Source organism: Palleronia pontilimi (assembly GCF_016412875.1).
Lineage (GTDB): Bacteria > Pseudomonadota > Alphaproteobacteria > Rhodobacterales > Rhodobacteraceae > Palleronia > Palleronia pontilimi.
The window spans coordinates 1-21,752 of sequence record NZ_JAEKPD010000030.1 but is presented as its reverse complement, the minus strand read 5'-3'; the positions used below and the strand labels follow the sequence as shown (position 1 = coordinate 21,752).

The following is a 21,752-nucleotide window of genomic DNA, read 5'->3' as shown; positions in this document are numbered from 1 at the left end:
CGACTTCTCGACTTTCTTGCCCTGCCGCCTTGCGAGGTCTGCCAACAGATATAGAGCGGCAGAAACCACAATGGCCCACACAAGATGCTCGACACCAAATTCGAACAGGGGCGTGTACATTGCGGCGAGCGCAAGGAGCGGACTTGCGGCCAGAAACGCAGGGAAAAGACGGGCTTTGCGCCCGTAGCTGTCAAAAATTTCGTTCAGTGAAATCATGGGCTTTCAACATCAGAGTATATAGGAATGTCTGGCAAAGGTCCGTATCCAGGTCGAGAGTCCACGTTGTATTTGATCATAATGCCTTCGCCTTCAGTCTTGGCAGTCAGACATCCCCGGCGCTTAAAGGCGTTCATAACGACCCGCTTTGGATGATGCTCGTCATCTTTGGCTGCACTCGCAACCGCAATCGTCCCGCAATCTGCGCCTTGTGCTAGGATCGGCCCGACAATGCGGTTGAGCAATGTCGGGCCGATATTTCTGCGGCTCCCGTGATGTGGCATCGACACCATATCGAACTGCCTGAGATGAAGCCCAATGACATTGCACAGATCGGCGGCATTGCTCAGTGCCTTTTGGCCAGCATCGCTCGCCAGCAGGACCTTTTTGTGATCGAGACTCCCATAGAGTACGACACTGCTTTCGTTCGATGCACTCGTCTCACCACCATCATCGAGTGTTTCAATTCCCCAAGACTCAAACACTCCCAAAACAGCATTCTTGACGCCCGCCAGCATTCCGGCAAACGACTGTGTCCGTAGTCCCGCCATCTTCGCATGATCGGCTGGCTCGGGTGTCCGGCTCATATTTGGCAGCAGATCAAGATAAAACTCTTTCGTTGGCGAGAGGACGGTAAAAATGCCGATCTGCGCTCCGGCAAATGGATCGTAGATCGGAACGTTCTTCTTGATCGCGATTTCTTCGAGCTCGGCAACGATTGGGAAGCTCTTGCGCAACTCTTGAGCTAACCCCTGAACCGTCCAGCCATACTTGAAACGCGAAACAAGTTCTTCTGCATACAGCCAAGGCCTGTGCATCCACAGTTGATGGACTTCACATTGCTCAAGAACGACTCTCAACCCTGAGCTATGGTCATCATCAGCATGGGTGAGGACCACCCTGTTGACCACACGCGTCCCGTAGTTTTTGGCAATCGCATGCACCAAAGCCTCGCCAGAGTCTTTGGTTCCACCGTCGATCACGACGGTTTCCCATTGATTACCAACCGAGATCTTTGCTGAGATCGCATCGCCGCTGCGAGATGCATCACCCACAGGGTGAAAATCGATTTCATAGCTGTTTGCCATTTGTTCACCCCTCTGGTCGCAGTGAACAAAGTATGAACAGTTCGGCTCTAGTTCAACCGTACGCTCGTGATCGTCCCGATGAAAAGGAGTGTTTCAAATCCTAGATGTGGGTTCTCTAGCGGTACCGAGCATTTCACCCCTGAACAAAGCTTCAGAATGTCACTAGCGTTATCGACTAAGTCCTCAATTTGGCTGGGATAATTTTGCGGGCATGGTAGACAGCTTCTCATGTATGTAAGTCGCGCCAAAATCTTCCTCTGGATCTCCGATAAGCTCTTCAAACTAGCAGAGGCGTTGCGCCGAATATCTGCATCTCGAAAGGGGCCCGCGAAGTTCGTCGATCTTGCACCCACAGATGAAGCAGACCAAGAAGGGGTGTATTCGGCCGCCTTGGCGTTCGCGACCGAGAGCCCTGACGTTTCAAACATCGCTCTTACCGGGCCTTATGGTTCTGGCAAAAGCAGCATAATCCGTTCGTTCCTGAAATCCTATCCCCGCAAGGCCCTGCACATCTCGCTTGCCGCCTTTTTGCCGGAAGCAGGCGATGAACAACGCACAGTGACTAGGCAGGAGATTGAACGGAGCATACTCCAACAATTGCTCTATGGCGCAGATGCAGACAAACTGCCGCTCTCGCGTTTCAAACGCATCCAATCGCCAGGTTTCTGGTCGATCCTCCGCTCACTTTACATTCTTTCAGGAATACTCGCAGTCTGGCATGCGTTTCACAATCGCAACGCGATTTTTGACGGATCGTACTTCAAGCCCTTCGATCTCACGAACTGGCTAGACATCTCGATAGCAGCTTTCGCACTGATGTTTCTTTGGTCCGCAATCCATCACTTCTACGTGGCCAGCTTTGGCTTGTCGCTAAAAGGCATTTCGCTGAAAGACATTGAAATAAGGCCGTCCTCAGAGGATCAGGATTCTATCCTCAATCGTCACCTTGATGAGATCGTCTACTTCTTCCAGTCGACTCGATACGACCTCGTCGTCGTGGAAGATCTAGATCGCTTCGAAGATTCCGACATCTTTGTCACTCTTCGCGAGATCAACAGTCTCGTGAACGGCAATGTGGGAGTAAAGCGCAAGGTTAGATTCCTCTACGCGCTACGCGACGACATGTTTGTTAATACAGACCGGACCAAGTTCTTCGAGTTCATCATCCCAGTCATTCCCATCATCAACAGTTCGAACTCGATAGACATGGTTCTGGCGCAGGGCAGTCGGCTGGAGTTGGACGGAAGTCTCGATCAGCAATTCCTACGCGAAGTGTCGCGCTATCTTAGTGACCTGCGCCTCATCCACAACATCTTCAACGAGTACGCGATCTACGTCGCGAACTTGGAAACAGATGGCGAGAACGTTCTTGACGCCACAAAACTTCTTGCCGTGCTGATTTATAAGAACGTCTACCCGAGGGATTTTGAAAGGCTCCACCGCGGCGAAGGACATCTTGCCGGAATCTTGGGGCGCAAGGACGAACTCATCGCCGCTCGCGAACAAAGTCATCGATCTGAGATCGCGCAGCTTGAACGCGGCATCGAAGCGGCTGAAAAGCAGGTCCCGAAGGACATCCGCGAACTCAGACGGATCTACGCGATGGCGCTCCTAGAGTCGTTACCAGCCAACGTGTCAGGCGTCAGTAGAAATGGGCAACAGTTTGTGGCACCTGCCAAGCTATCCGAGTACGAAGAATTCGATGAGCTCATCAATACACAGAACATTCACTATAACACATTTAACCAGGGCCGACGCCAACATAACAATTCTGGTTTGCAGGCAAACATTGATCCAGAAGCAACCTTTGCCGATCGAGTGCAATCGATACAGAACAAGACGGACTCGCAGAAAAAGGCTGCGGTCAGGCGAATTGCCGATCTGCGAAACCAGATCAAGACTATTCGGACGAGCAAGTTCAACGTCTTGCTGCGGTCCAGCAGTCAAGAGATTGAGGGCCTCTTTCAGGAACTCGGTGACGGCGGCGAGCTCGCCCGTTTCCTGCTTTTGGAGGGTTATCTCGACGACAGCTACTACCAGTACACGTCCCTGTTCCACTCCGGACGACTATCACCAAACGATAACAAGTTCCTGATCCAGATCAGAGCCTTCCAGACACCAGAACCCGGATTTCCGATCGACAACCCTAGTGAAGTCATCGCGGGCATGAGGGAGGACGATTTCGGCCTCGATTATGCACTGAACGTCCGGCTCGTTGACGCGCTTCTGGAGAGCGAAGAGAACAAAGATCGGCTCGGCAAGGTCTTCGCATACCTCGCGAACGAGTTTCCGAACCAGCAAGAGTTTTTCCAAGCCTACTATGCGTCGGGATCGCAGGTTGGCGAATTCATAAAGCGGCTGGTCGAGGCTTGGCGGGGTTTCGTCCCCGCGGCAATGGAAGACCCATCCGCAGTCGTACACATCGCGGGCCTAATCGAACATCTTCCGCCTGCCCTTCTAGCTCGAGAGCGGGAAGAGCATGCCGAGCTACGCACGTTCGTGGCCGAGAATATCCATGAAATCCTCAACCTTCTAGAAGGGGTCGACCCAGCCAAGCTCGAGGAGCTGCGAATCGAGACGAAAGATCTTGCGGCGATCAATGCATATCCACAAGTCGTCCAGAAGTTGTACGAGCTCGGTCACTACCATTTGAGCGCTGCGAACTTTGAGTACATCTTCGGCTCTATCCTCGGAGAAGAAACCGGACCCGCCCTGCGTAAGCGGCATTACTCGAGGATTCGAAATTCTGGAGCCAAACCCCTCCTCGATCGGGTGGAAAGCGATTTTGCTGAGTACTTCGAAAACGTGCTGTTGGAGATGGACGATAACGTCGAAGAGGATGTCGAAGCGATATTGGCTGTGTTAGACCGCGATGCACTTGATTTCGAAGCCGTCGAAACTTTCGTCCTACGCCAAGTGGAAAACTTACCAGAGCTCGACAACGTACCACAGCGTTATCAGAGTATTGTTGTCCGTGGAGCCCAGATCGCACCTTCGTGGTCGAACTGTATTGGTTTCATTCAGTCGGAGGCTTTTGATGGCGCTGCTCTAACTGAATTTCTTGGCAAGGATGAAATCCGCGCAGCCCTTTTGGAAGTACCAATCCCCGACACAAAGGAAGCGTATCCTCTCCGTCAGTTTCTGATCGAAGCAGATAATCTACAAGATGAGACCTACCGGATATATGTTCGGGCACTTCCAAAAGAGTTCAAAAAATTCCCGGAAGCTGTCAGTACCGGAAAGCGCCGGATTCTAATCGAAGAGCAACGTATAAGGTTCGATGCTGGGAATTTGACCGCACTTGAGGGCGAGGTCGATCTGCAGACGGCATTTGTCGCTGAGAACATCGCCTTGTATCTTCAGGACCCCAGTGCTTTCTCGATCGACGACGACTTCCGTGAACGATTGCTTGGCGCCGGTGTCTCTGATGATGAGAAACGCGCGATTATTGAATTGATGGATCTGAGCGCGCTTCCCAGCCTTCCCAAGCGAGCCGGTATTGTCGGGCCGATCCTTTTGCAAACAGATTCCGCCTTGCCCGTACTTACTGCTGATATTGTCAAAGCAATTGTCGTGAACGCTGAACCAGTCAGCACGCAGATTCAGTTGCTCAACCTTCTCCACGAAATGCTCGACAAGGCCGAGGTTCGTGAGGTCTTGGCGCAGCTTCCCCATCCATATTCCAGTATCCAGACTGGATATGCGCGTCCTATGCTCAAGAGGACAAATCAAAACAGCGAACTTGTCAGTTGGCTTGATGACCGCGACATAATTTCCTCGGTGGGAAAACCATTCTGGTCAAACGACATCATGGTAAATCTATATCGCTCATAGGGCGGTCACCTACACCTTACATAGTCTGTGCTACGCGCCTCTTATTGGCCTTAGACTTTGCGTGCTGTGAACATCGCGGTTCTAAAGATTTGAGGTTCTAGCCCCAGTAGTAACCTTTCAGATTGAATGTCGGCTATCACAATGTTGAGAATTGAGCCTCGCATTTGCAGCGAATGACGGCTTCCCGCACCATCCTGTCGATCATTGGGCCCTTCGCACAAGGACCTAGCCAACGTCGAGACCGGATCCCGACATGTCCGCTACCGGGAAGTTCGATCCCATGCCGTTCCGTCCAAGATGGGCGCACAGCGGCCAGTTTCGCCGTGCGCACGGGGTGCCCTAACAACGCGAACCTGCCATCCCAACCGAGCGTCAACTGCCTGCTGGATCGGCTTTAAAAAATACGCAGCTTGGGGTCGTCTCGAGTTGCTGACGATCTCCGTAGAAGACCTGTTCCCGAGATGCGATCCCAATCTCGCACGGTGCGGACGGGCCGCAAGGCTGGGCAGATATCGCCACGTTCCGTTACCGCCACCGAATTCAGCGAGCGAGATCTCGACCGCCGTTTCCTCAACAGGCACCGTCAGCGTCTCGCTAGAGTCTGCCGACAAGAGCTTGGGTCGAACTTGAGCCGGGGCCGCGGCCGATCCTCGGATCGCGCAAATGACCGATCGGCATCCCTATCCGTTCCGGCGCGACGAAGCGGTGGAAGGGCTGGGCTTCCGACATCCGCCGCTCTTCCGGGACGCTGCATCTTTGCCTACCTGCGCGCCACTACCTGTCATCGCGCGACATCGGCTGCCGGGATCTTGCAGGTCCGGATCGGTGGGTTCAGGTCTTCTCCCATGTCCTGTCGCCCGTGTCCGTCGCGGTCTCTCATGGCCCGATCTGACCGGGGCCGGCTGGCGCCTCGACCGCCTTGGCCGCAACGGCTGCCGGTAAGTTTCTTCCCCTGACGGCTGCGCCGCCATTCCTCGCGCAGCCAAGAAACTTCCCGTCACGCCGTCCTTCGCTGCGCTGCAGGCCACAAGGGCTGCGTCGGCGGTCGCCGCGGCCTTTGCGATCGCCATCGAAACCGCGGCGGTCGCGGGCTCGAAACCCAAAGGAGAAACGACATGGCCACCATCGGAACCTTCAAGAAAACCGGCAGCGAGTTCGTCGGTGAGATCGTCACCCTCAGCGTGCAGGCGAAAGCCGTCCGCATCGTCCCCGAAGAGAGCGGCACCAACGGCAACGCCCCCAGCCACCGCGTCTTCGTCGGCCGCGCCGAGATCGGCGCCGCCTGGTCGAAGCGCTCTAACGAAGGCCGCGACTATCTGAGCCTCAAGCTCGACGATCCGAGCTTCACCCAGCCGATCTACGCCAACCTCTTCGACGATGCCGTCATCGAGGGCGACGGAGAGAGCTATTCGCTCATCTGGTCGCGGGCCCGTCGCCAGAACGGCGACTGAGCCGCACCCAAGCGCCCCGCCCGGACCACCGGGCGGGATCGCCCGTCTCCGGATCAGTCCTTCGTCCGATCGTCAAGAAGCGCTGCCGGCGCGACATCGACGGCAAGAGCCGCATGCCAGAGCGTGACGATCGTCACGTTCTGCTTGCCGCGCTCCATAGACGAAACATGGGCACGGTCGACGCCCATCTTCACGGCCAGCTCTGCCTGACTCATGTCCAATTTCGAGCGGTAGTGCTTGAGATTGCAGCCAAATGTCTTACGGATATCCATCCGTCGGTAAAAAGGCGAATGGCGTATTTCAATGCGACGTATTATAATACTCATATCGCAGTCTGCGGTGCCCAGGCTCTGGCATGTGCCATCCTGCGACCGGTTCCGTATTAGCCTCATTTAAAGGGCTACCGCCCGTCAGGACCTTGAGATGGACAAGCGTTCGAAGTTACCGGTAACCGACGCACCGCCAACCGACGACTGCGTGACCATTTACGACCGCGATCACATGAAGCTCTATGCGCGCCTGCTCGATGCCGAGACCGACGGCGCGCCGCTGGCTGAGATCGCGTCCATCCTGTTCGGGATCGACGCCGAAGCTGAACCGGAACGCGCGAAGGCGGTGCATCAATCGCACCTCGCCCGGGCCCGCTGGATGACGGAACAGGGCTATCGCGACCTCCTCCGGACCGGCCTTCCGTAAGCCGAAACATGCCCATGGTGATGCGCTGACGGCATGCTCCGATGCCGTGCAGAGGGCTAGGCAAACGCAACCTAAAGGCGAACCATCGGAAATACGGGCGTCCGTTGTTCGGCGCGCGACTTTCGGAGGAGATCGGCCATGCCGACGGATTGGCGCGATGATCATGCCTATGATCACTTCGACGACCTCGACGTCTCCGGGTTTGCCTGGGAATGCCTGAGGCGCAACAAAAGCTATCGAACCTACTACGCCGGACTGCGCGGAGTTGGAGGCGCGTCCGCCGCATGGGGCCTGCGATTTCCCGGTCGATCCGGAGCTTGACGCATCCGCCGCGCCCGTTTTCTGGAACCCGGCGGACGCGCCCGCTGTCGTCGGTATCATCGCGCGCCTGCCGGATGTTGGCATGACGTCGGACCCGATTCGCCGACGGATCATGGATGCGCGCACGGATGATAGCGGCCTCTCTTGGAAACGGCTCGATCGCGGTACCGTGGTCGTCGGCACAGCTGGTGACAGCGAGACCGAACCGATCGGCCTGCTGATCCCACTCGACGACGATTGGTCGATCCGTCTCGTTGCGGCGGACAGGATTCGACGCCATCTCCTCGATCTTCCCGTCGATCCGCTGCTTACGGCGCAACGGCGCAACCGGTTGAAAAACGCCCTGCGATGCGTCGACGGGCGGGAAGCCGATGCCAGCTATCGCGCCTTGGCCGTCTCGCTTTTCGGCGAAGATCGCGTGGCGGACGAGCCGTGGAAGACCAGTTCGCTGAAGGCGCAGGTGGCCCGACTGGCGGTGCATGGACGGATGATGGTCGGCCGCGGCTATCGCCAACTTCTGCGCGGTACCACCCGCTGACACGCGGATCACCGCGTCGATTGGCCCCTGACGCTAGGTTCCGCTATTTTTCCCGCATGACGAGAGATCCTGGAAACCTCACGACCCGCAGCGAGGATTTTCGGCCGAATTCGCCGCCTGACCTCGCAGCAGAGGATTGTGTTCGACCGGATCTTTCACAGCGGCGGCGGATACGTCCTGGATTTCTCGGACGGGACGATGGCCGAATGATTCTGGGAGGCGGTCGACCCCGACATCTTCCAGGAGCGCTTTCAGGTCAATGGCACCAGCAAGGGAAAGACGCTTACGGGCTTTGTCGCCGTCGCCGAACCACGGCTCGTCGTCCGCGTTCTGCGGGCATTGTGGGACTTCCGCTGCACACTCGCCGATTTTGTCGAAACCGATTCCATCGAAGATGGAACGCCTGAAGGCCTGGCTCGCGCAGTTCACCGCCGAGCTTGAAAACGCGTCGTCGCTCAATCTCGACGACGCCCTCAAAGACTTTTCCGGCGACACGACGCTGCCGACACTGCGCGGGTCGATCGCCGCCGACCTGGTCGCCGAGAAGGCCGATGTCACGCTGAACCGGGTGCATACCTATTGCGTCAAATGCTTCCGCACTCTGCTGTCGTCGCGCGGCCAAGCCACGGATGGCAAGGTGCCGCTCGACGCGCTTTTCGGTACTTACGGGAAAATCCTGCGCGGCGAAGGCGCCGTCAGCGCGTTCGCCCTGCCGACACTTCGCGTCCAGCACAGGCTGTTCGATGGCCTGAACCAGGCCCGCAACAAACGCTCCTTCGCGCATGACAACGAGTTGCTGACGGTCTCCGAGGCACAGTTCATCGTCGACTCCGTGCTTGTCTCACTCGCGTTTTTCGAGCGGATAGAGGCGGCACGAAAGACGACGGAGCCGCAGAACACCGACGATATTCCGTTCTAGGTTCGGTTGCCGAAAGCCGCAGTCCCGCCCGCATTCGGGGGGTGACGTTTCCGACCGTCGCTGATCGTCATCCCTCCCGGCGACCCTTCTCCGATTTGATCACCTCCGACAGCCCGCCGCAGTTCCGCGGCGCGGCGCGAACGCCGGAGACGCGACCCATGCCCGATCCCCTTGCCGGACTTCCCCCTCGATATCTTAGAACCCCCGAAGCCGCCCGCTTGCTGGGCCTGTCCGGCCGAACGCTGGAAAAGCACCGCACCTACGGGACCGGTCCGCGCTATTCCAAGATCGGCGGCCGCGTCGTCTATTCCGTCGAGGATCTGCAGGCCTGGGTCGGGCGCGGCGAGAAGCGATCGACCTCCGACAACACTGGCGACACCGTCCTGCCTGCCAAGCGCCACGCGGCGATCTCGCCCGCCTATACCGGAAAACGGCGGTGAGTCCGACACGCACACGCGTCGACCTCCTCTGGGTCAGCGGCCGGATCGAGCGCTGGATTCGCTTCGGCTGGATCAACGACGAGACGAGTCGGGATCCCATCCGACGCATCGTCGCATTCGATCCGGGCACCATCTTCGCGCTGGTTCGGTGGTCGGCGAATGCCTACGGCACCGCCGAAAGCCGGATCGACATCCTGCGCGCCGTACTTCCGGGTGAGCCCTGTTCGACCGTTCCGCATGTGCACCCTGGGGGCGCGATCCTGCTCCGTCTTGCGGGCTGGCCGAAGGTCGAGGCGACGCTTCTCGCCATCGAGCAGGTCGAGGCGACCGACATCGCGCCCGAAGATGTTTGCCCCGATCACTGGCGGCACGTCCACAATCGGCTGACGACCGGTTTGCATCCGCGCTCCTACACCCATGCGCGACACGCCGCCTGGCTCAAGCGCCGGGAGATCGGAACGTGACGCGGTCAAGGCGCATCCTCCTCGCAGCCGGTGCAGCCATCGCCATCATCGGTGCGTCGGCGATCGTCCAAAGCGATCCGATTATCATCTGGAACGCATCCGCCAGCGTGCCGATCGGGCTCTACCTTGTGACACCGATCCAGCAGCTCCATGTCGGCGATCTCGTCGCCCTGGCGGCGCCAGCGCCCCTCAAAAACTGGATGGTGGAGCGCGGCCATCTCGGTCCCGACGCGCCCCTCCTGAAGCATGTCGCCGCCTTACCGCCCGCCGAAATTTGCCGGATCGGAACGACGATCCTGATCGACGGGAGCGCGGTCACGGAGGCGCTTCCACGCGATCGCATGGGTCGTTCGCTGCCGGTCTGGCACGGCTGCCAACGGCTCGCCGAAGATGAGGTTTTCCTCCTCAACACGGACGCGCCGGGAAGCCTAGACGGGCGTTACTTCGGGCCACTGGGCACCGACATAATCATCGGTCGGGCGACGCCGTTCTGGACACGGGAGGGCTGATCGATGGCCCGTTCAACGCATCCAGGTCATCGCGGACATCTCGTCTGCATGATCCTCTTATCACTGCCCGCCTGCGTACCGGTCGTTCCCGAAGATGCCGTTGCGCAGTCGCCGGCGCGCGAGACGATTGCCTCAGACTCGGTCGCAGAAGCGTCACCGATCGACACATACATCGCCGACGCCGCGGGCCGCTTCGACATTCCCGAGCCCTGGATACGGGCCGTGATGCAGGTCGAAAGCGCGGGCGATCCGAGGGCTGTCAGCTCGGCGGGAGCCATGGGACTGATGCAGATCATGCCCGCAACATGGAACGACTTACGGGATCAACTCGACCTCGGGACCAACGCGTTCGATCCACGCGACAATGTGTTGGCCGGCACTGCCTATCTGCGGATGATGCACGACAGGTTCGGCTCACCGGGGTTTCTCGCAGCCTACAATGCCGGACCGGAGCGCTACGCAGACCATCTCCGGACCGGTCGCCAATTGCCGCGCGAGACCCGTCTCTATGTGGCGTCGCTGCTGCCGCTGATCGACGCGTCGGACGCGGAGCCGATGCAACCTAAGACACCGCCACCGAACAGCGATTGGCGAGAGGCACCGCTCTTTGCAGGCAAACCGGATCGCGACCAAGCCGACCCGAGAGGAAGCGACGCCGCGTCGCGGGATGGTCTCACGATCGGCAAACCTGTCGCCCGGCAATCGATAGCCCGTGCAGTCCCTGACGGACTTTTCGTGCGGCCTAGACCGGAGGAATCGGAATGATGCGCCCGTTCGCAGAGTTGCGCATCTTGGCTGGTCGCGTCGCAGGCGTGGCACTGGTGCTGACGGCGGAGAGTGCAGCAACGGAAGGATGGCGAGATAAAAGGCGCGGCACTACGGCGCGCCATGTGGTTGGTGTTGATAGAAAATTGCCGTGCCGTCCCAGTCATCACAGTGCCGGCCCTCATAGCAAGTTTCCGAAATTCATAACCTTTCTCCGTGCCACAACCCGTTTTGAAGGAGCGGCTACATGAGCGACCGCGAGAACGATGTGCGTATCCGGCCGGGACGGATCCGCGATCGCGGGCCCGGCGCCCGCAAGGCCAAGAGCTTCTTCGGGCAGGTCCTGCGCGCCGCAAGGAAGGCAGGCCATGTCGGCAGTCGCTTCGGCACGAGCGCTCGATCCGGCGGTGGCTCGACCTTCGGCCGTGGTCGCTTCGCCGCTGCCGCGCGATCCCTGTCGCGCAGCCGGAGGCGTGTCGTCGTCAAGGCGCGCATCGTCCGCCATGTAGGCCATCGCTATCGGTCGGCACCGCTTGCCCGGCACCTCGCCTATCTCACGCGCGATGGAGTCACCCATGACGGGCGCGACGCGGCGATGTTCGACCGGGGGTCGGAGACTATCGACGATCGCGCCTTTGCCGATCGGTGCGAGGACGACCGGCATCATTTCCGCTTCATCGTCTCGCCGGAGGATGCGGGTCAGATGGAAGACCTGCGGGCCTTCACCCGAGACCTGATGAGCCAGGCGGAACGCGATCTCGGGACTGGTCTCGACTGGGTCGCCGTCGATCACTGGAACACCGACAATCCGCATGTCCATGTGCTGCTGCGCGGCCGGACCGATGACGACAAGGATCTCGTCGTCTCGCGGGACTATATCAGCCGCGGCTTCCGCGCCCGCGCCGAACAGCTCGTGGATCTCGAGCTCGGTCCGCGCTCTGCCCGCGAGATCGACGTCGCTCTCTACGCGGAGGTGAAAGCCGAGCGCTGGACCGGTCTCGACCGTGCTCTCCGCAGTCTCGCGGACGAGACTGGCGGGGTCGCCGACCTGCGTCCCGGATCGCCGGAGCCGCGCGACCCGGACCTGCGGCGACGCCTCATCGGCCGGGCGCAGGTTTTGGAACGGCTGGGCCTCGCGGAGTCCCATAGCCCGGCCGTTTGGACGCTGAGGCCAGATGCCGAGCGGACGCTGCGCGATCTCGCCCTGCGCGGCGACATCATCAAGACCATGCACCGGGCCATGGCGGGCGGACCGGAGCGGGCGCAGACGGATTTCGCGATCGAGGGGGTGCCGACGGAACCGTTGCTCGGGCGCCTTGCGGATCGCGGGTTGCACGACGAACTCACAGGCGAGGCCTATGCCGTGATCGACGGCGTCGACGGACGAGTGCATCATTTGCGCTTCGCCGATATCGACGCGACGGGCGACACGCCCATCGGTGGCATCGTCGAAACGCGGAATTGGACGCCGACACATGGCGGTCCGCCGCGGCTCTCGCTCGTCGGCCGGTCAGACCTGTCGCTCGAGGCCCAGGTCGGCGCGGAGGGCGCGACTTGGCTCGACCGGGTGCACGTCGCCAAGGATCGCGCGCCGCTCAGCCGTGGCGGATTCGGAGCAGACGTGACCGAGGCGCTCGACCGTCGCGCCGATCACTTGGCGACGGAGGGACTGGCCCGTCGCCAGGGAGAGCGCGTCATCTTCGCGCGCAATCTGCTGACGACACTGCGCAACCATGAACTCGATACCGTGGCCGCCAAGCTCGAGGCCGAGACGGGATTACCGCGCCGTCGTCCCGTCGAGGGCGACAGCGTCGTCGGCACCTATCGCCAGCGGCTCGACCTCGCGTCGGGCCGCTTCGCGATGATTGATGACCGATTGGGCTTCGAGCTCGTCCCTTGGAAGCCGCAGCTCGATCGCCGTCTCGGCCAGACCATCACCGGCAGTGTGACGCCTGGCGGCGGGATCGACTGGGCTCTCGGTCACAAGCGTGGGCTCGGGATTTGACGGAACCCGAAACTCAGAAAGGACTGACATGACCAGCCGGAAACAAAGCTCTCCCGCCACGGCGATCCTCTGGGGCCAGATCCTCATCGTTTGTCTGGTGGCCCTCCTGTTCATCTGGGCAGCCACGCAATGGGTCGCCTGGCGTCTCGGCTTCCAGCCGCAGCTCGGGGAGCCGATGACCACGATACTGGGCTTGCCGATCTACGCGCCGCCGAACTTCTTTCTCTGGTGGTACTGGTACGACGCCTACGCGCCGCGGGTCTTCGTCGAGGGAGCGGTCATCGCCGGAGCTGGCGGCTTCGCCACGATCGCAATCGCGATCCTCCTGTCGGTGCTGCGGGCCCGCGAGGCCAGCGAAGTCACCACCTACGGTTCGGCCCGCTGGGCGACGAAGGCGGATATCACGAATGCCGGGCTCCTCGCGCCGGATGGCCTGGTTCTCGGGCGTCTCGGCACGGCCTATCTCCGTCACGACGGACCCGAGCACGTGCTTTGCTTCGCGCCGACCCGGTCCGGAAAAGGTGTCGGGCTTGTCGTGCCGAGCCTGCTGACCTGGCCGGGCTCCGCCATCGTTCACGACATCAAGGGCGAGAACTGGCAACTGACCGCAGGCTGGCGCTCGCGTTTCTCCAATGTGCTGCTCTTCGATCCGACCAACCCGGCGAGTGCAGCCTACAACCCTCTGCTCGAGGTTCGGCGTGGCGACGGCGAGGTCCGCGACGTCCAGAACATCGCAGACATCCTCGTCGATCCCGAAGGTTTGCTCGAACGCCGCAACCACTGGGAGAAGACCAGCCACTCGCTGCTGGTCGGCGCGATCCTGCATGTCCTCTATGCCGAACCCGACAAGACCCTGGCCGGCGTCGCCGCGTTCCTGTCGGATCCGCGCCGGCCGATCGCCGCGACGCTCACGGCGATGATGCGCACGCCGCATCTGGGTGACGCTCCGCACCCCGTCGTGGCACAGGCGGCGCGCGAACTGCTCAACAAGTCCGAGAACGAACGATCGGGCGTGCTATCGACCGCGATGAGCTTTCTCGGCCTCTACCGTGATCCGGTCGTCGCGCGCGTGACGCGTCGCTGCGACTGGCGGATCGACGATCTGATCTCCGGCGGCCGGCCGGTGTCGCTCTACCTCGTCGTCCCGCCCTCCGACATCTCACGGACCAAGCCGCTCATCCGGCTGGTGCTCAACCAGGTCGGCCGACGGCTGACAGAGAAGCTGAACGCGGAGGGCCAACGACATCGATTGCTGCTGATGCTCGACGAGTTTCCGGCCCTCGGGCGGCTCGACTTCTTCGAGAGCCAGCTCGCCTTCATGGCGGGCTACGGAATCAAGGCCTTCCTGATCGCGCAATCGCTGAACCAGATCGAGAAGGCTTACGGTCAGAGCAACGCCATCCTCGACAATTGCCACGTCCGCGTCGCCTTCGCGACCAATGATGAGCGGACGGCGAAGCGCGTGTCCGACGCGCTCGGCACCTCGACCGAGATGCGGGCGATGAAGAACTATGCGGGGCATCGCCTCTCGCCTTGGCTCGGACATCTGATGGTCTCGCGGCAGGAGACGGCCCGGCCGCTGCTGACACCCGGCGAGATCATGCAACTGCCGTCGACAGGAGAGGTCGTGCTCGTCTCCGGTGCGCCACCGATCCGGGCGCAGAAGGCGCGCTACTACGAGGATCGGCAGTTGAATGCACGCATCCTCCCGCCTCCGAGGCTCGCGGAGAACCTGCCGAACAGATCGGAATCTGCGGACAGAGATGACTGGAGCGGGCAATCCCCGATCCCGCCATCCGGGAAGGCCTCCGACGACGAGGATACCGACGGCGGCGTCCGCCGCGAGCCGGAGCTGCCCGATCATGAGGAAATCGCACCCGCCTCAGCACCGGCGCGTGAAGAGTTCGCGGATCTCGATGACGAGCTTGATGACGATGTGCAGCGCGCAAAGGCTATGCAGAAAAGCCAGTTCCGGGCGGTCGCGCGCCAAGTGGCGCTCGATCCCGATGGCGGGATCGAGCTGTGAGGAGGCCGGTATGAGGAAGGCCCGATGAGAAAAGACCGCCTGAACGTGTATTTCGAAGCGGCTCTATCGGCGGAGCTGGAGGCGCTTGCTGCTCGTCGCAAAATCTCGAAATCGCAGATCGTCGAGGCCGCCCTCGCCGCCTTCCTCTCGCCGGATGCCGCTGACCAGCGCGAGGCCGCCATCGTGCGTCGTCTCGACCGGCTGACCCGCGCGGTCGAGCGGCTGGAGCGGGACCAGACCATCGCGGCCGAGGCGCTGGCGCTCTTCGTGAAGTTCTGGCTGACCACGACGCCGCCGCTGCCGGATACAATGCGCGAAGCCGCCAACGCCAAGGGTCGCGAGCGCTACGAGGGATTCGTCGACGCGCTCGGGCGGCGTCTGGCGAAGGGCAGTACGCTGAGGAGGGAAGTGTCGGAGGACGTGCAATCCCCCGGCGAGTTTTCGAACGAAAAATAGACTTCAATCGCCATTTCCGCGAGTTGGCGAAGCGGCCGTTCAGCCAACCCGCAGCCAATTCACACTGAGAGCCCATCTTTCCGTATGCTGCACCGCGTGTGAATGTTAGCTAACGCCAGGCGGCCAAAGCCTTAAACAACTTCTACGGTTTTGAACGGGCCGTTTGGCGGCTGAAATCTGAGTTCTTTCCGGCCGCTACAAAATCTGGTCCTATCGCTCAGACTGTAGTTGGAGTATTTTCGTCTGTCGCTATTCAAAGGTACGTTCCGCTATTTTCGCAAATTTGGATCTCCAGCACGCCAAATTTTTCTTTTCCGCACGGATCTCGACCACTGACCAAGACCTCGAATTTCAGTAAGAGGCACTCTCAAAGGCCGTGTATCGCGCAATCGGTGCGGAGAAGTTTGTCCCGGCGCTTGGGGATGTGCTTGCCCCGGCTGTCGCGGGAACCACGTCCGCCGCCTTGGGAGTAACCCTGACGTTCGCTGGCGCTACGGCATGGCCCTGATCTTTTTTTCGTCTGCCGCGGCCATCAAATCCACGGAGTGTTGGTCGCGAAGGACGAACATAAGCAATCCTGACCAATTTGACGCACCAAGGCTCGAAGGCTCAAATTTCGGGAAACGCAGTGCAAAATAACTGTTTTTTACGCCATTCGGTACGGCCGAAACATCCCAGAAACGGCTGCGACTTCTTGTCTGGTCCGCGTACGATTGAATGCAAAATGCCCCGGGTTACCTCCGAACTTCCCTAGCCAACGGACGGACCCTCTCCATGGAAAATCTCACCGTAGGTCAGTATAATCTGATCTATAATGCATTCTCATTCAGTTTCGCGACGCTTGCCGCCGCCACGCTGTTTTTCTGGCTGGGTCGCAGCCAGGTGATCGCGCAATACAAGACCGCCCTGACGATCACAGGTCTCGTGACCTTTATCGCCGCCTATCACTATTTCCGCATCGGCCAGAGCTGGAGTGAAGCCTACGAATTCGTGGACGGCACCATCCAGGCGACCGGAGTTCCCTTCAACGATGCTTACCGCTATGTCGACTGGTTGCTGACCGTGCCGCTTCTGCTGATCGAACTGATCCTTGTCATGGGGCTTAGCCGGTCGGAAACGATTTCGCGTGCGACCCGCCTTGGCGTGTTGGCTGCGTTGATGGTCGCGCTTGGCTATCCGGGCGAAATCGCGACAAGTAACGGGGCCCGCTGGATGTGGGGCATTCTGTCGATGATCCCATTCCTGTGGATCATCTACGAGCTCTTCGTCGGCCTGTCCAAGTCCATCTCGGATCAGCCGGAAAACGCGCGTAGCCTCGTTAAAACCGCCCGAAACGTCACGGTGCTCAGCTGGGCGTTCTATCCAGTGGTCTATTTTGCCGGTGCTGTCGGGCTTGACGGATCGACGTCGCAGGTCGTGATCCAGGTTGGCTACACCATCGCCGATATCATCGCGAAGGCCGGCTTCGGCGTGCTGATCTTCCTGATCGCCGTGCGCAAGAGCGATGCGAAGTCCGACGGCAGCGGCTCCGCCGTTCCGGCCGAATGACCTTCAGAGCCGCCCGCGATGCGGGCGGCTCGATCTGAGTGGCAGACCAAAACCAAAAGGATTTCGCCAATGCCCCGTGACACCAGTTTCATTGCAGCCCAGCAGGCCATCGTTGCGGGTGCAGGGTTTGGCGGCATCGCTGCTGCCCTGCGGCTGCGGGCGAAGGGCTACGACGTTCGCCTGATCGACCGGTGCCCCAGGCTGGGCGGACGCGGCCAGGTGTTCGAACGGAATGGTTTCCGGCACGACGCCGGGCCCACAGTCCTCACCGCGCCACAATTATTCGAAGAACTCTTCGCGCTGTTCGGCAAGCGCATGGAAGATTACGTGACGTTGGTCCAGCCAGATCCCTGGTATCGATTCCAGTACCACGACGGCGAGACGTTCGATTACGGCCCGACGGAAGAGGCGACCGAGGCCGAGATCGTGCGTCTGTCGCCAGGCGATGTCGACGGCTATCGCCGCATGGGGGCGTGGTCGAAGAAAATCTACGATGTGGGATTTTCCGGTTTGTCGGCCGCGCCGTTCCATTCTCCCGCTTTCATGGCGCGTCAGATCCCGCACCTGTTGCGGCTGCGCGCGTTCGAAAGCGTCTGGACCATGGTTGCTCGGCACCTGAAAAGCGATCGGCTGCGGCGGGCGTTTTCGATCCAGCCACTTCTGGTCGGCGGCAACCCGTTTTCGACGACCGCCATTTACGGAATGATCAATCACCTGGAGCGTGAACATGGCGTCTGGTTCGCCATGGGCGGGACCGGCGCCCTGGTGGATGCCCTCGAACGGCTGATGCGCGAAGAGGGCGTCAAGATCTCGCTGGGACAGACCATCGACCGGATCACGGTCGAAGATGGCCGGGCAACCGGCGTGGTTCTGGACACCGGCATCGAATTAACCGCGGATCTTGTCGTATCGAACATGGATCCGGTCCATGTCTATCGTAACATGCTGCCCGCCAGCCAGGTTTCTCAAGTTGCGAAGATGCGGTCGAGAGCGTCCAAGCTGTCGATGGGGCTTTACGTCTTGTACTTCGGCGCGAAAAGGAAATGGCCGGACGTGGCCCACCACACCGTCTGGTTCGGCGAGCGGTACAAAAGTCTGCTCCGCGACATCTTCCATAAAAAGAAACTGGCGCAGGATTTTTCGCTTTACGTCCACCGTCCGACCGCGACCGATCCTAGCTTTGCTCCGGACGGGTGCGACAGCTTCTATGTGCTCTGCCCGGTGCCAAATCTGGCGGGCGGTCAGGATTGGGCCATCGAAGGCCCGAAACTACGCGACCGGATCGTCGACGCGCTGGACGCTACCATGCTGCCCGGCCTGAAGGATACGATTACCGCAGAATTCGCCATGACCCCCGAGGATTTCCGCGACGACTATCTTTCGGTGGACGGTGCCGGTTTTTCGTTGTCGCCCTTTTTCACGCAATCGGCATGGTTCCGGTTTCACAATCGCGGCGAAGGGGTGCAAAATCTGTATTTCGTCGGCGCGGGAACCCATCCGGGTGCCGGGCTACCAGGGGTCGTGTCGTCGGCGAAGGTGCTGGAGACTTTGATACCCGCCGCCGAGCCCGTCGCATGAGCCCCGAGGCTATTATGGCGCGCCACGCGCGCAGCTTCGCGCCCGCGGCACGACTTTTGCGGCGTGGCGACCGGGTTCGCTTGGCGCGTCTCTACGCCCTGTGCCGCACGGTCGATGATATCGCCGACGATGTCGGCGGACCGACCGCGTGTGCCAGGCTTCGCAGTCTGCAAACGGAGCTGACCCGGCCTCAGCCGCAGGATCCCCTGGCCATTGAGGCGCATGACCTTCTGGGACAAGGTTCTCACGGATCGCGCGCCTTTCGCGAATTGGTCGCGGCAGCCGCGGCCGACACCGGCGCGACGCGCATCGCCGACGACCGCGCGCTCGACGCGTATTGCATGGGCGTCGCGGGAACTGTCGGCGTAATGGTGTGCGCTCTGTTCGACATCGACGCACGCTGGCATCCCGCCGCCACCGACCTGGGCAAGGCCATGCAACTGACCAATATCTGCCGCGACGTGGCCGAGGATGCGCGCGCCGGGCGGCGCTATCTTCCCTACACGCACTGCCCCTATCCGCCCCGGGCGATCGCTGCGGGGAGGCCGGACGCCATCCATGCCGCCGGATCGACGATGGGGCTTTTGCTCGAAACCGCGGATGACCTTTATCTTTCCGGCAGGCGCGGGTTGGTCGCGCTACCGGTAAGATTGCGGCTCGCGGTCGCCGCCGCTGCCGCTATGTATTCCGGCATCGGGACCGAGCTGCGCCGCCGAGACCTCGATCCACTGGCCGGGCGCGCCTTTGTCCCGATGGAGCGAAAAGCCGGTCTGACGATTGCGGCGCTGTTTCGCGAAGGTATCCGCAACCGTCCGTTCAAAGATCCGGTATCTCATGCCCTCACCTGATGTCGATGTCGCGATTCTGGGCGGCGGCTGTGCAGGTTTAAGCTTGGCAGTGCGCCTGGCGCGATCTGACCTGTCGGTGCGCGTGATCGAACCGCGACCCGCATATGTCGATGATCGTGCCTGGAGTTTCTGGCGTACCGCACCCGATCCGTTCCAGGATTGCGTGCGCAAGCAATGGTCCCATTGGACGGTCAAGGGCCCCCAAGGTGTCGCGCGCCGCACATCATCGCATATGCGGTATCAGACGGTGGAGTCGGGCGCGTTCTATCAGCGTGCGCAGGATATGATTTCAGACGGGTCCAATACCGACCTGTCGCTGGGCGTGTCCGCGACCGAAGTCACCCGGGCCGGTGATCATTGGCTCGTAGAAACCGACGCGGGCGCGATGACCGCGGCGGCCGTCGTCGATACGCGCCCGCCCGCCCGCGTGCCCACCTATGGCCAGTTCTTTTTGGGCCGCGAGATCCGGACTGAACGCCCCGTCTTCGACCCCGACGTGGTGCAGCTGATGCATTTCAGGTCCGCCCAAAGTGCCGGGGTCGATTTCGTCTATATCCTGCCCTTCACCCGCACCCGAGCACTTGTCGAGGTAACCTCATTCGCCCCGTTCAACCCCGGCCGGGATACATATACCTCGTGGCTGGATGCCGAAATCGCAGCATTGGATGCGGGCCGGATCGAAATATTGCGGGTCGAAGCAGGCGCCCTGCCGATGGAAGTCGGATATGCCGATCCCGGACCCGACGGCATTATCCGGATGGGCCTGGGTGGCGGTGCCGCGCGTCCGTCCACGGGGTACGCTTTTGTACGCAGCCAGATCCAGGCGGATCGGGTGGCCGCTGCGCTTATCTCGGGCCAAACACCCGACACCCGGCTGGATGGCCCCGTGACGCGCTTCATGGACCGGGTGTTCCTGCAGGTTCTTGCGACTGCCCCCGCGCGGGGGCCCTCCTTGTTTGGCACGCTGTTCAGAAACGCGTCGCCCGACCGGTTGGAACGGTTCTTGTCGGGCTCCACCCATCCCATCGACCGCCTGTCAGTCATGGCATCCCTTCCACCGCTGCCCTTCCTGCGCGCGGCGGCTTTCCCCACATGAAAGCTGCCCCCCCTTGGCAAACCTGGCTGTTTCTGTTGGCAACCGCTTCGGCTATTCTCTCGATGGGCATAATTCAGCCGGATCTGACCGCGCAGGCCTTCATTCTTGTGGCACTAGTCGCGGTATTTGGTCTGCCCCATGGAGCGCTGGACCTGCCCATCGCGCAAAAGCTCTGGCCCCTTGAGGGATGGCGCGGGACCTTGCGTTTTTCGACCCTTTATCTCGGAATAGCGGGTCTTGTCCTCATTTTCTGGATTATCGCCCCGGGGGCAGCACTGGTTGCATTCCTGGCATACTCGTCGGTTCACTTTTCGGCCGACTGGGATGATAGCCCGGCCATTTTGCGATGGACCGGGGGTATTGCGACCATCGCTGCACCCGCTCTATTTCACCGCCATGAGGTCATGCAGATTTTTGGCTATCTTGCACCGCCGAGCTCGGCAGAACCGGTGGCCACCGGTCTGGCCGCTCTTGGGGTCGCGGCGCTGATCGGTCTTGCCGGTGCATTGGCGTTGCGCTCCGATCTGCGGGGGCGCGCGGCGCTGGAGCAAGGAACGCTGTGGGTCGCTGCTCTTAGCCTCGCGCCTATTCTCTATTTCGTCGTCTATTTCTGCGCCCTGCATTCGGTTCGGCATATGACCGAAGCTCTCGACTGGACTAAAGATCGTCGCACGGCCGCTTGGACCGCAGTGCTTTTGTCTGGATTGACCGTAGTGGCGGCGGGTGTCGCCTCCATGCTCATTCGAGCGTCTGATCCCATTTCGATCGAGGATACGATCTCGAAAACCGTCTTCATCGGACTGGCGGCTTTGACAGTCCCACATATGCTGCTGGTGGATCGGTTCCAGCGACATGCCAGACGCAATCCTGCGTAACTCTGATGATTGCGAGCGAGTCCGCACAACCTTTTCCGAAACGATCGTTTCTGGCCGATTCTTCGGCCCTTGTTCCAGG

21 protein-coding genes are annotated in these 21,752 nt (G+C 60.6%); 18 read left to right on the top strand and 3 right to left on the bottom strand.

Going from position 1 to position 21,752, the window contains the following annotated elements; translation table 11 throughout:
* Positions 1-216, bottom strand: a 216-nt coding sequence (locus ILP92_RS17730; protein WP_198917747.1) for a hypothetical protein, incomplete at its 3' end; no start/stop codon positions are given.
* Entirely contained in the window at positions 213-1,304 is a 1,092-nt protein-coding gene (locus ILP92_RS17725) for a ComEC/Rec2 family competence protein (RefSeq protein WP_198917746.1), read from the bottom strand. The genes ILP92_RS17725 and ILP92_RS17730, both read right to left, overlap by 4 nt.
* Before the next feature lie 228 nt (positions 1,305-1,532).
* Between ILP92_RS17725 and ILP92_RS17720 the strand changes: the two genes are divergently transcribed.
* Both ILP92_RS17720 and ILP92_RS17715 read left to right on the top strand, forming a co-directional pair.
* On the top strand, positions 1,533-5,138 hold the full coding sequence (locus tag ILP92_RS17720; RefSeq protein ID WP_198917745.1) for a YobI family P-loop NTPase: 3,606 nt from the start codon (positions 1,533-1,535) through the stop codon (positions 5,136-5,138).
* Positions 5,139-6,253: 1,115 nt separating this feature from the next.
* Positions 6,254-6,589: a DUF736 domain-containing protein gene (locus tag ILP92_RS17715; RefSeq protein ID WP_198917744.1), complete on the top strand. Its 336-nt coding sequence runs from the start codon at positions 6,254-6,256 to the stop codon at positions 6,587-6,589.
* A gap of 53 nt (positions 6,590-6,642) precedes the next feature.
* On the opposite strand, the gene ILP92_RS17710 is transcribed toward ILP92_RS17715, so the two are convergent.
* Positions 6,643-6,861, bottom strand: coding sequence for a helix-turn-helix domain-containing protein (locus ILP92_RS17710; protein ID WP_198917743.1), 219 nt, complete (start codon positions 6,859-6,861; stop codon positions 6,643-6,645).
* 151 nt (positions 6,862-7,012) lie between these two features.
* On the opposite strand from ILP92_RS17710, the gene ILP92_RS17705 reads away from it, so the two are divergent.
* From ILP92_RS17705 to ILP92_RS17635, 16 genes are all read left to right on the top strand, one after another.
* Positions 7,013-7,285, top strand: a complete 273-nt coding sequence (locus tag ILP92_RS17705; RefSeq protein ID WP_198917742.1) for a DNA -binding domain-containing protein — start codon at positions 7,013-7,015, stop codon at positions 7,283-7,285.
* Positions 7,286-7,423: 138 nt separating this feature from the next.
* Positions 7,424-7,606 carry a transcriptional regulator domain-containing protein gene (locus ILP92_RS18895; RefSeq protein ID WP_368667919.1) on the top strand — a complete coding sequence of 61 codons (183 nt, stop codon included), beginning with the start codon at positions 7,424-7,426 and terminating at the stop codon, positions 7,604-7,606.
* Positions 7,551-8,144 (top strand): DUF2285 domain-containing protein, encoded by a 594-nt coding sequence (locus ILP92_RS17700; protein ID WP_235971577.1) that lies wholly within the window; start codon positions 7,551-7,553, stop codon positions 8,142-8,144. Before ILP92_RS18895 ends, ILP92_RS17700 begins: the two co-directional genes overlap by 56 nt.
* Before the next feature lie 394 nt (positions 8,145-8,538).
* Positions 8,539-9,063: an abortive infection family protein gene (locus tag ILP92_RS17695; protein WP_198917741.1), complete on the top strand. Its 525-nt coding sequence runs from the start codon at positions 8,539-8,541 to the stop codon at positions 9,061-9,063.
* A 158-nt stretch (positions 9,064-9,221) separates the two neighbouring features.
* Complete coding sequence (locus tag ILP92_RS17690; protein ID WP_198917740.1) at positions 9,222-9,503, top strand: helix-turn-helix transcriptional regulator; 282 nt, start codon at positions 9,222-9,224, stop codon at positions 9,501-9,503.
* Positions 9,500-9,967: a DUF2840 domain-containing protein gene (locus ILP92_RS17685; protein WP_198917739.1), complete on the top strand. Its 468-nt coding sequence runs from the start codon at positions 9,500-9,502 to the stop codon at positions 9,965-9,967. Before ILP92_RS17690 ends, ILP92_RS17685 begins: the two co-directional genes overlap by 4 nt.
* Positions 9,964-10,476, top strand: coding sequence for a S26 family signal peptidase (locus ILP92_RS17680; protein ID WP_198917738.1), 513 nt, complete (start codon positions 9,964-9,966; stop codon positions 10,474-10,476). Before ILP92_RS17685 ends, ILP92_RS17680 begins: the two co-directional genes overlap by 4 nt.
* Before the next feature lie 3 nt (positions 10,477-10,479).
* Entirely contained in the window at positions 10,480-11,241 is a 762-nt protein-coding gene (locus ILP92_RS17675) for a lytic transglycosylase domain-containing protein (RefSeq protein ID WP_235971575.1), read from the top strand.
* 247 nt (positions 11,242-11,488) lie between these two features.
* On the top strand, positions 11,489-13,246 hold the full coding sequence (locus tag ILP92_RS17670; protein ID WP_198917737.1) for a relaxase/mobilization nuclease domain-containing protein: 1,758 nt from the start codon (positions 11,489-11,491) through the stop codon (positions 13,244-13,246).
* Positions 13,247-13,274: 28 nt separating this feature from the next.
* Positions 13,275-15,272, top strand: a complete 1,998-nt coding sequence (locus tag ILP92_RS17665; protein ID WP_198917736.1) for a conjugal transfer protein TraG — start codon at positions 13,275-13,277, stop codon at positions 15,270-15,272.
* Between the two features lie 24 nt (positions 15,273-15,296).
* The gene (locus ILP92_RS17660; RefSeq protein ID WP_198917735.1) at positions 15,297-15,728 is read left to right on the top strand and encodes a ribbon-helix-helix protein, CopG family; all 432 of its coding nucleotides are present in this window, start codon (positions 15,297-15,299) and stop codon (positions 15,726-15,728) included.
* A gap of 774 nt (positions 15,729-16,502) precedes the next feature.
* Positions 16,503-17,276, top strand: coding sequence for a bacteriorhodopsin-like (locus ILP92_RS17655; RefSeq protein ID WP_198917734.1), 774 nt, complete (start codon positions 16,503-16,505; stop codon positions 17,274-17,276).
* Between the two features lie 69 nt (positions 17,277-17,345).
* The gene (gene crtI / locus ILP92_RS17650; RefSeq protein WP_198917733.1) at positions 17,346-18,854 is read left to right on the top strand and encodes a phytoene desaturase family protein; all 1,509 of its coding nucleotides are present in this window, start codon (positions 17,346-17,348) and stop codon (positions 18,852-18,854) included.
* Complete coding sequence (locus tag ILP92_RS17645) at positions 18,851-19,702, top strand: phytoene/squalene synthase family protein (RefSeq protein WP_198917732.1); 852 nt, start codon at positions 18,851-18,853, stop codon at positions 19,700-19,702. Before crtI ends, ILP92_RS17645 begins: the two co-directional genes overlap by 4 nt.
* A complete protein-coding gene (locus ILP92_RS17640) occupies positions 19,632-20,798 on the top strand; it encodes a lycopene cyclase family protein (RefSeq protein WP_235971573.1) in 1,167 nt (388 codons plus the stop codon). Before ILP92_RS17645 ends, ILP92_RS17640 begins: the two co-directional genes overlap by 71 nt.
* Positions 20,795-21,673, top strand: coding sequence for a Brp/Blh family beta-carotene 15,15'-dioxygenase (locus ILP92_RS17635; RefSeq protein ID WP_198917731.1), 879 nt, complete (start codon positions 20,795-20,797; stop codon positions 21,671-21,673). Before ILP92_RS17640 ends, ILP92_RS17635 begins: the two co-directional genes overlap by 4 nt.
* Positions 21,674-21,752: the final 79 nt, after the last annotated feature.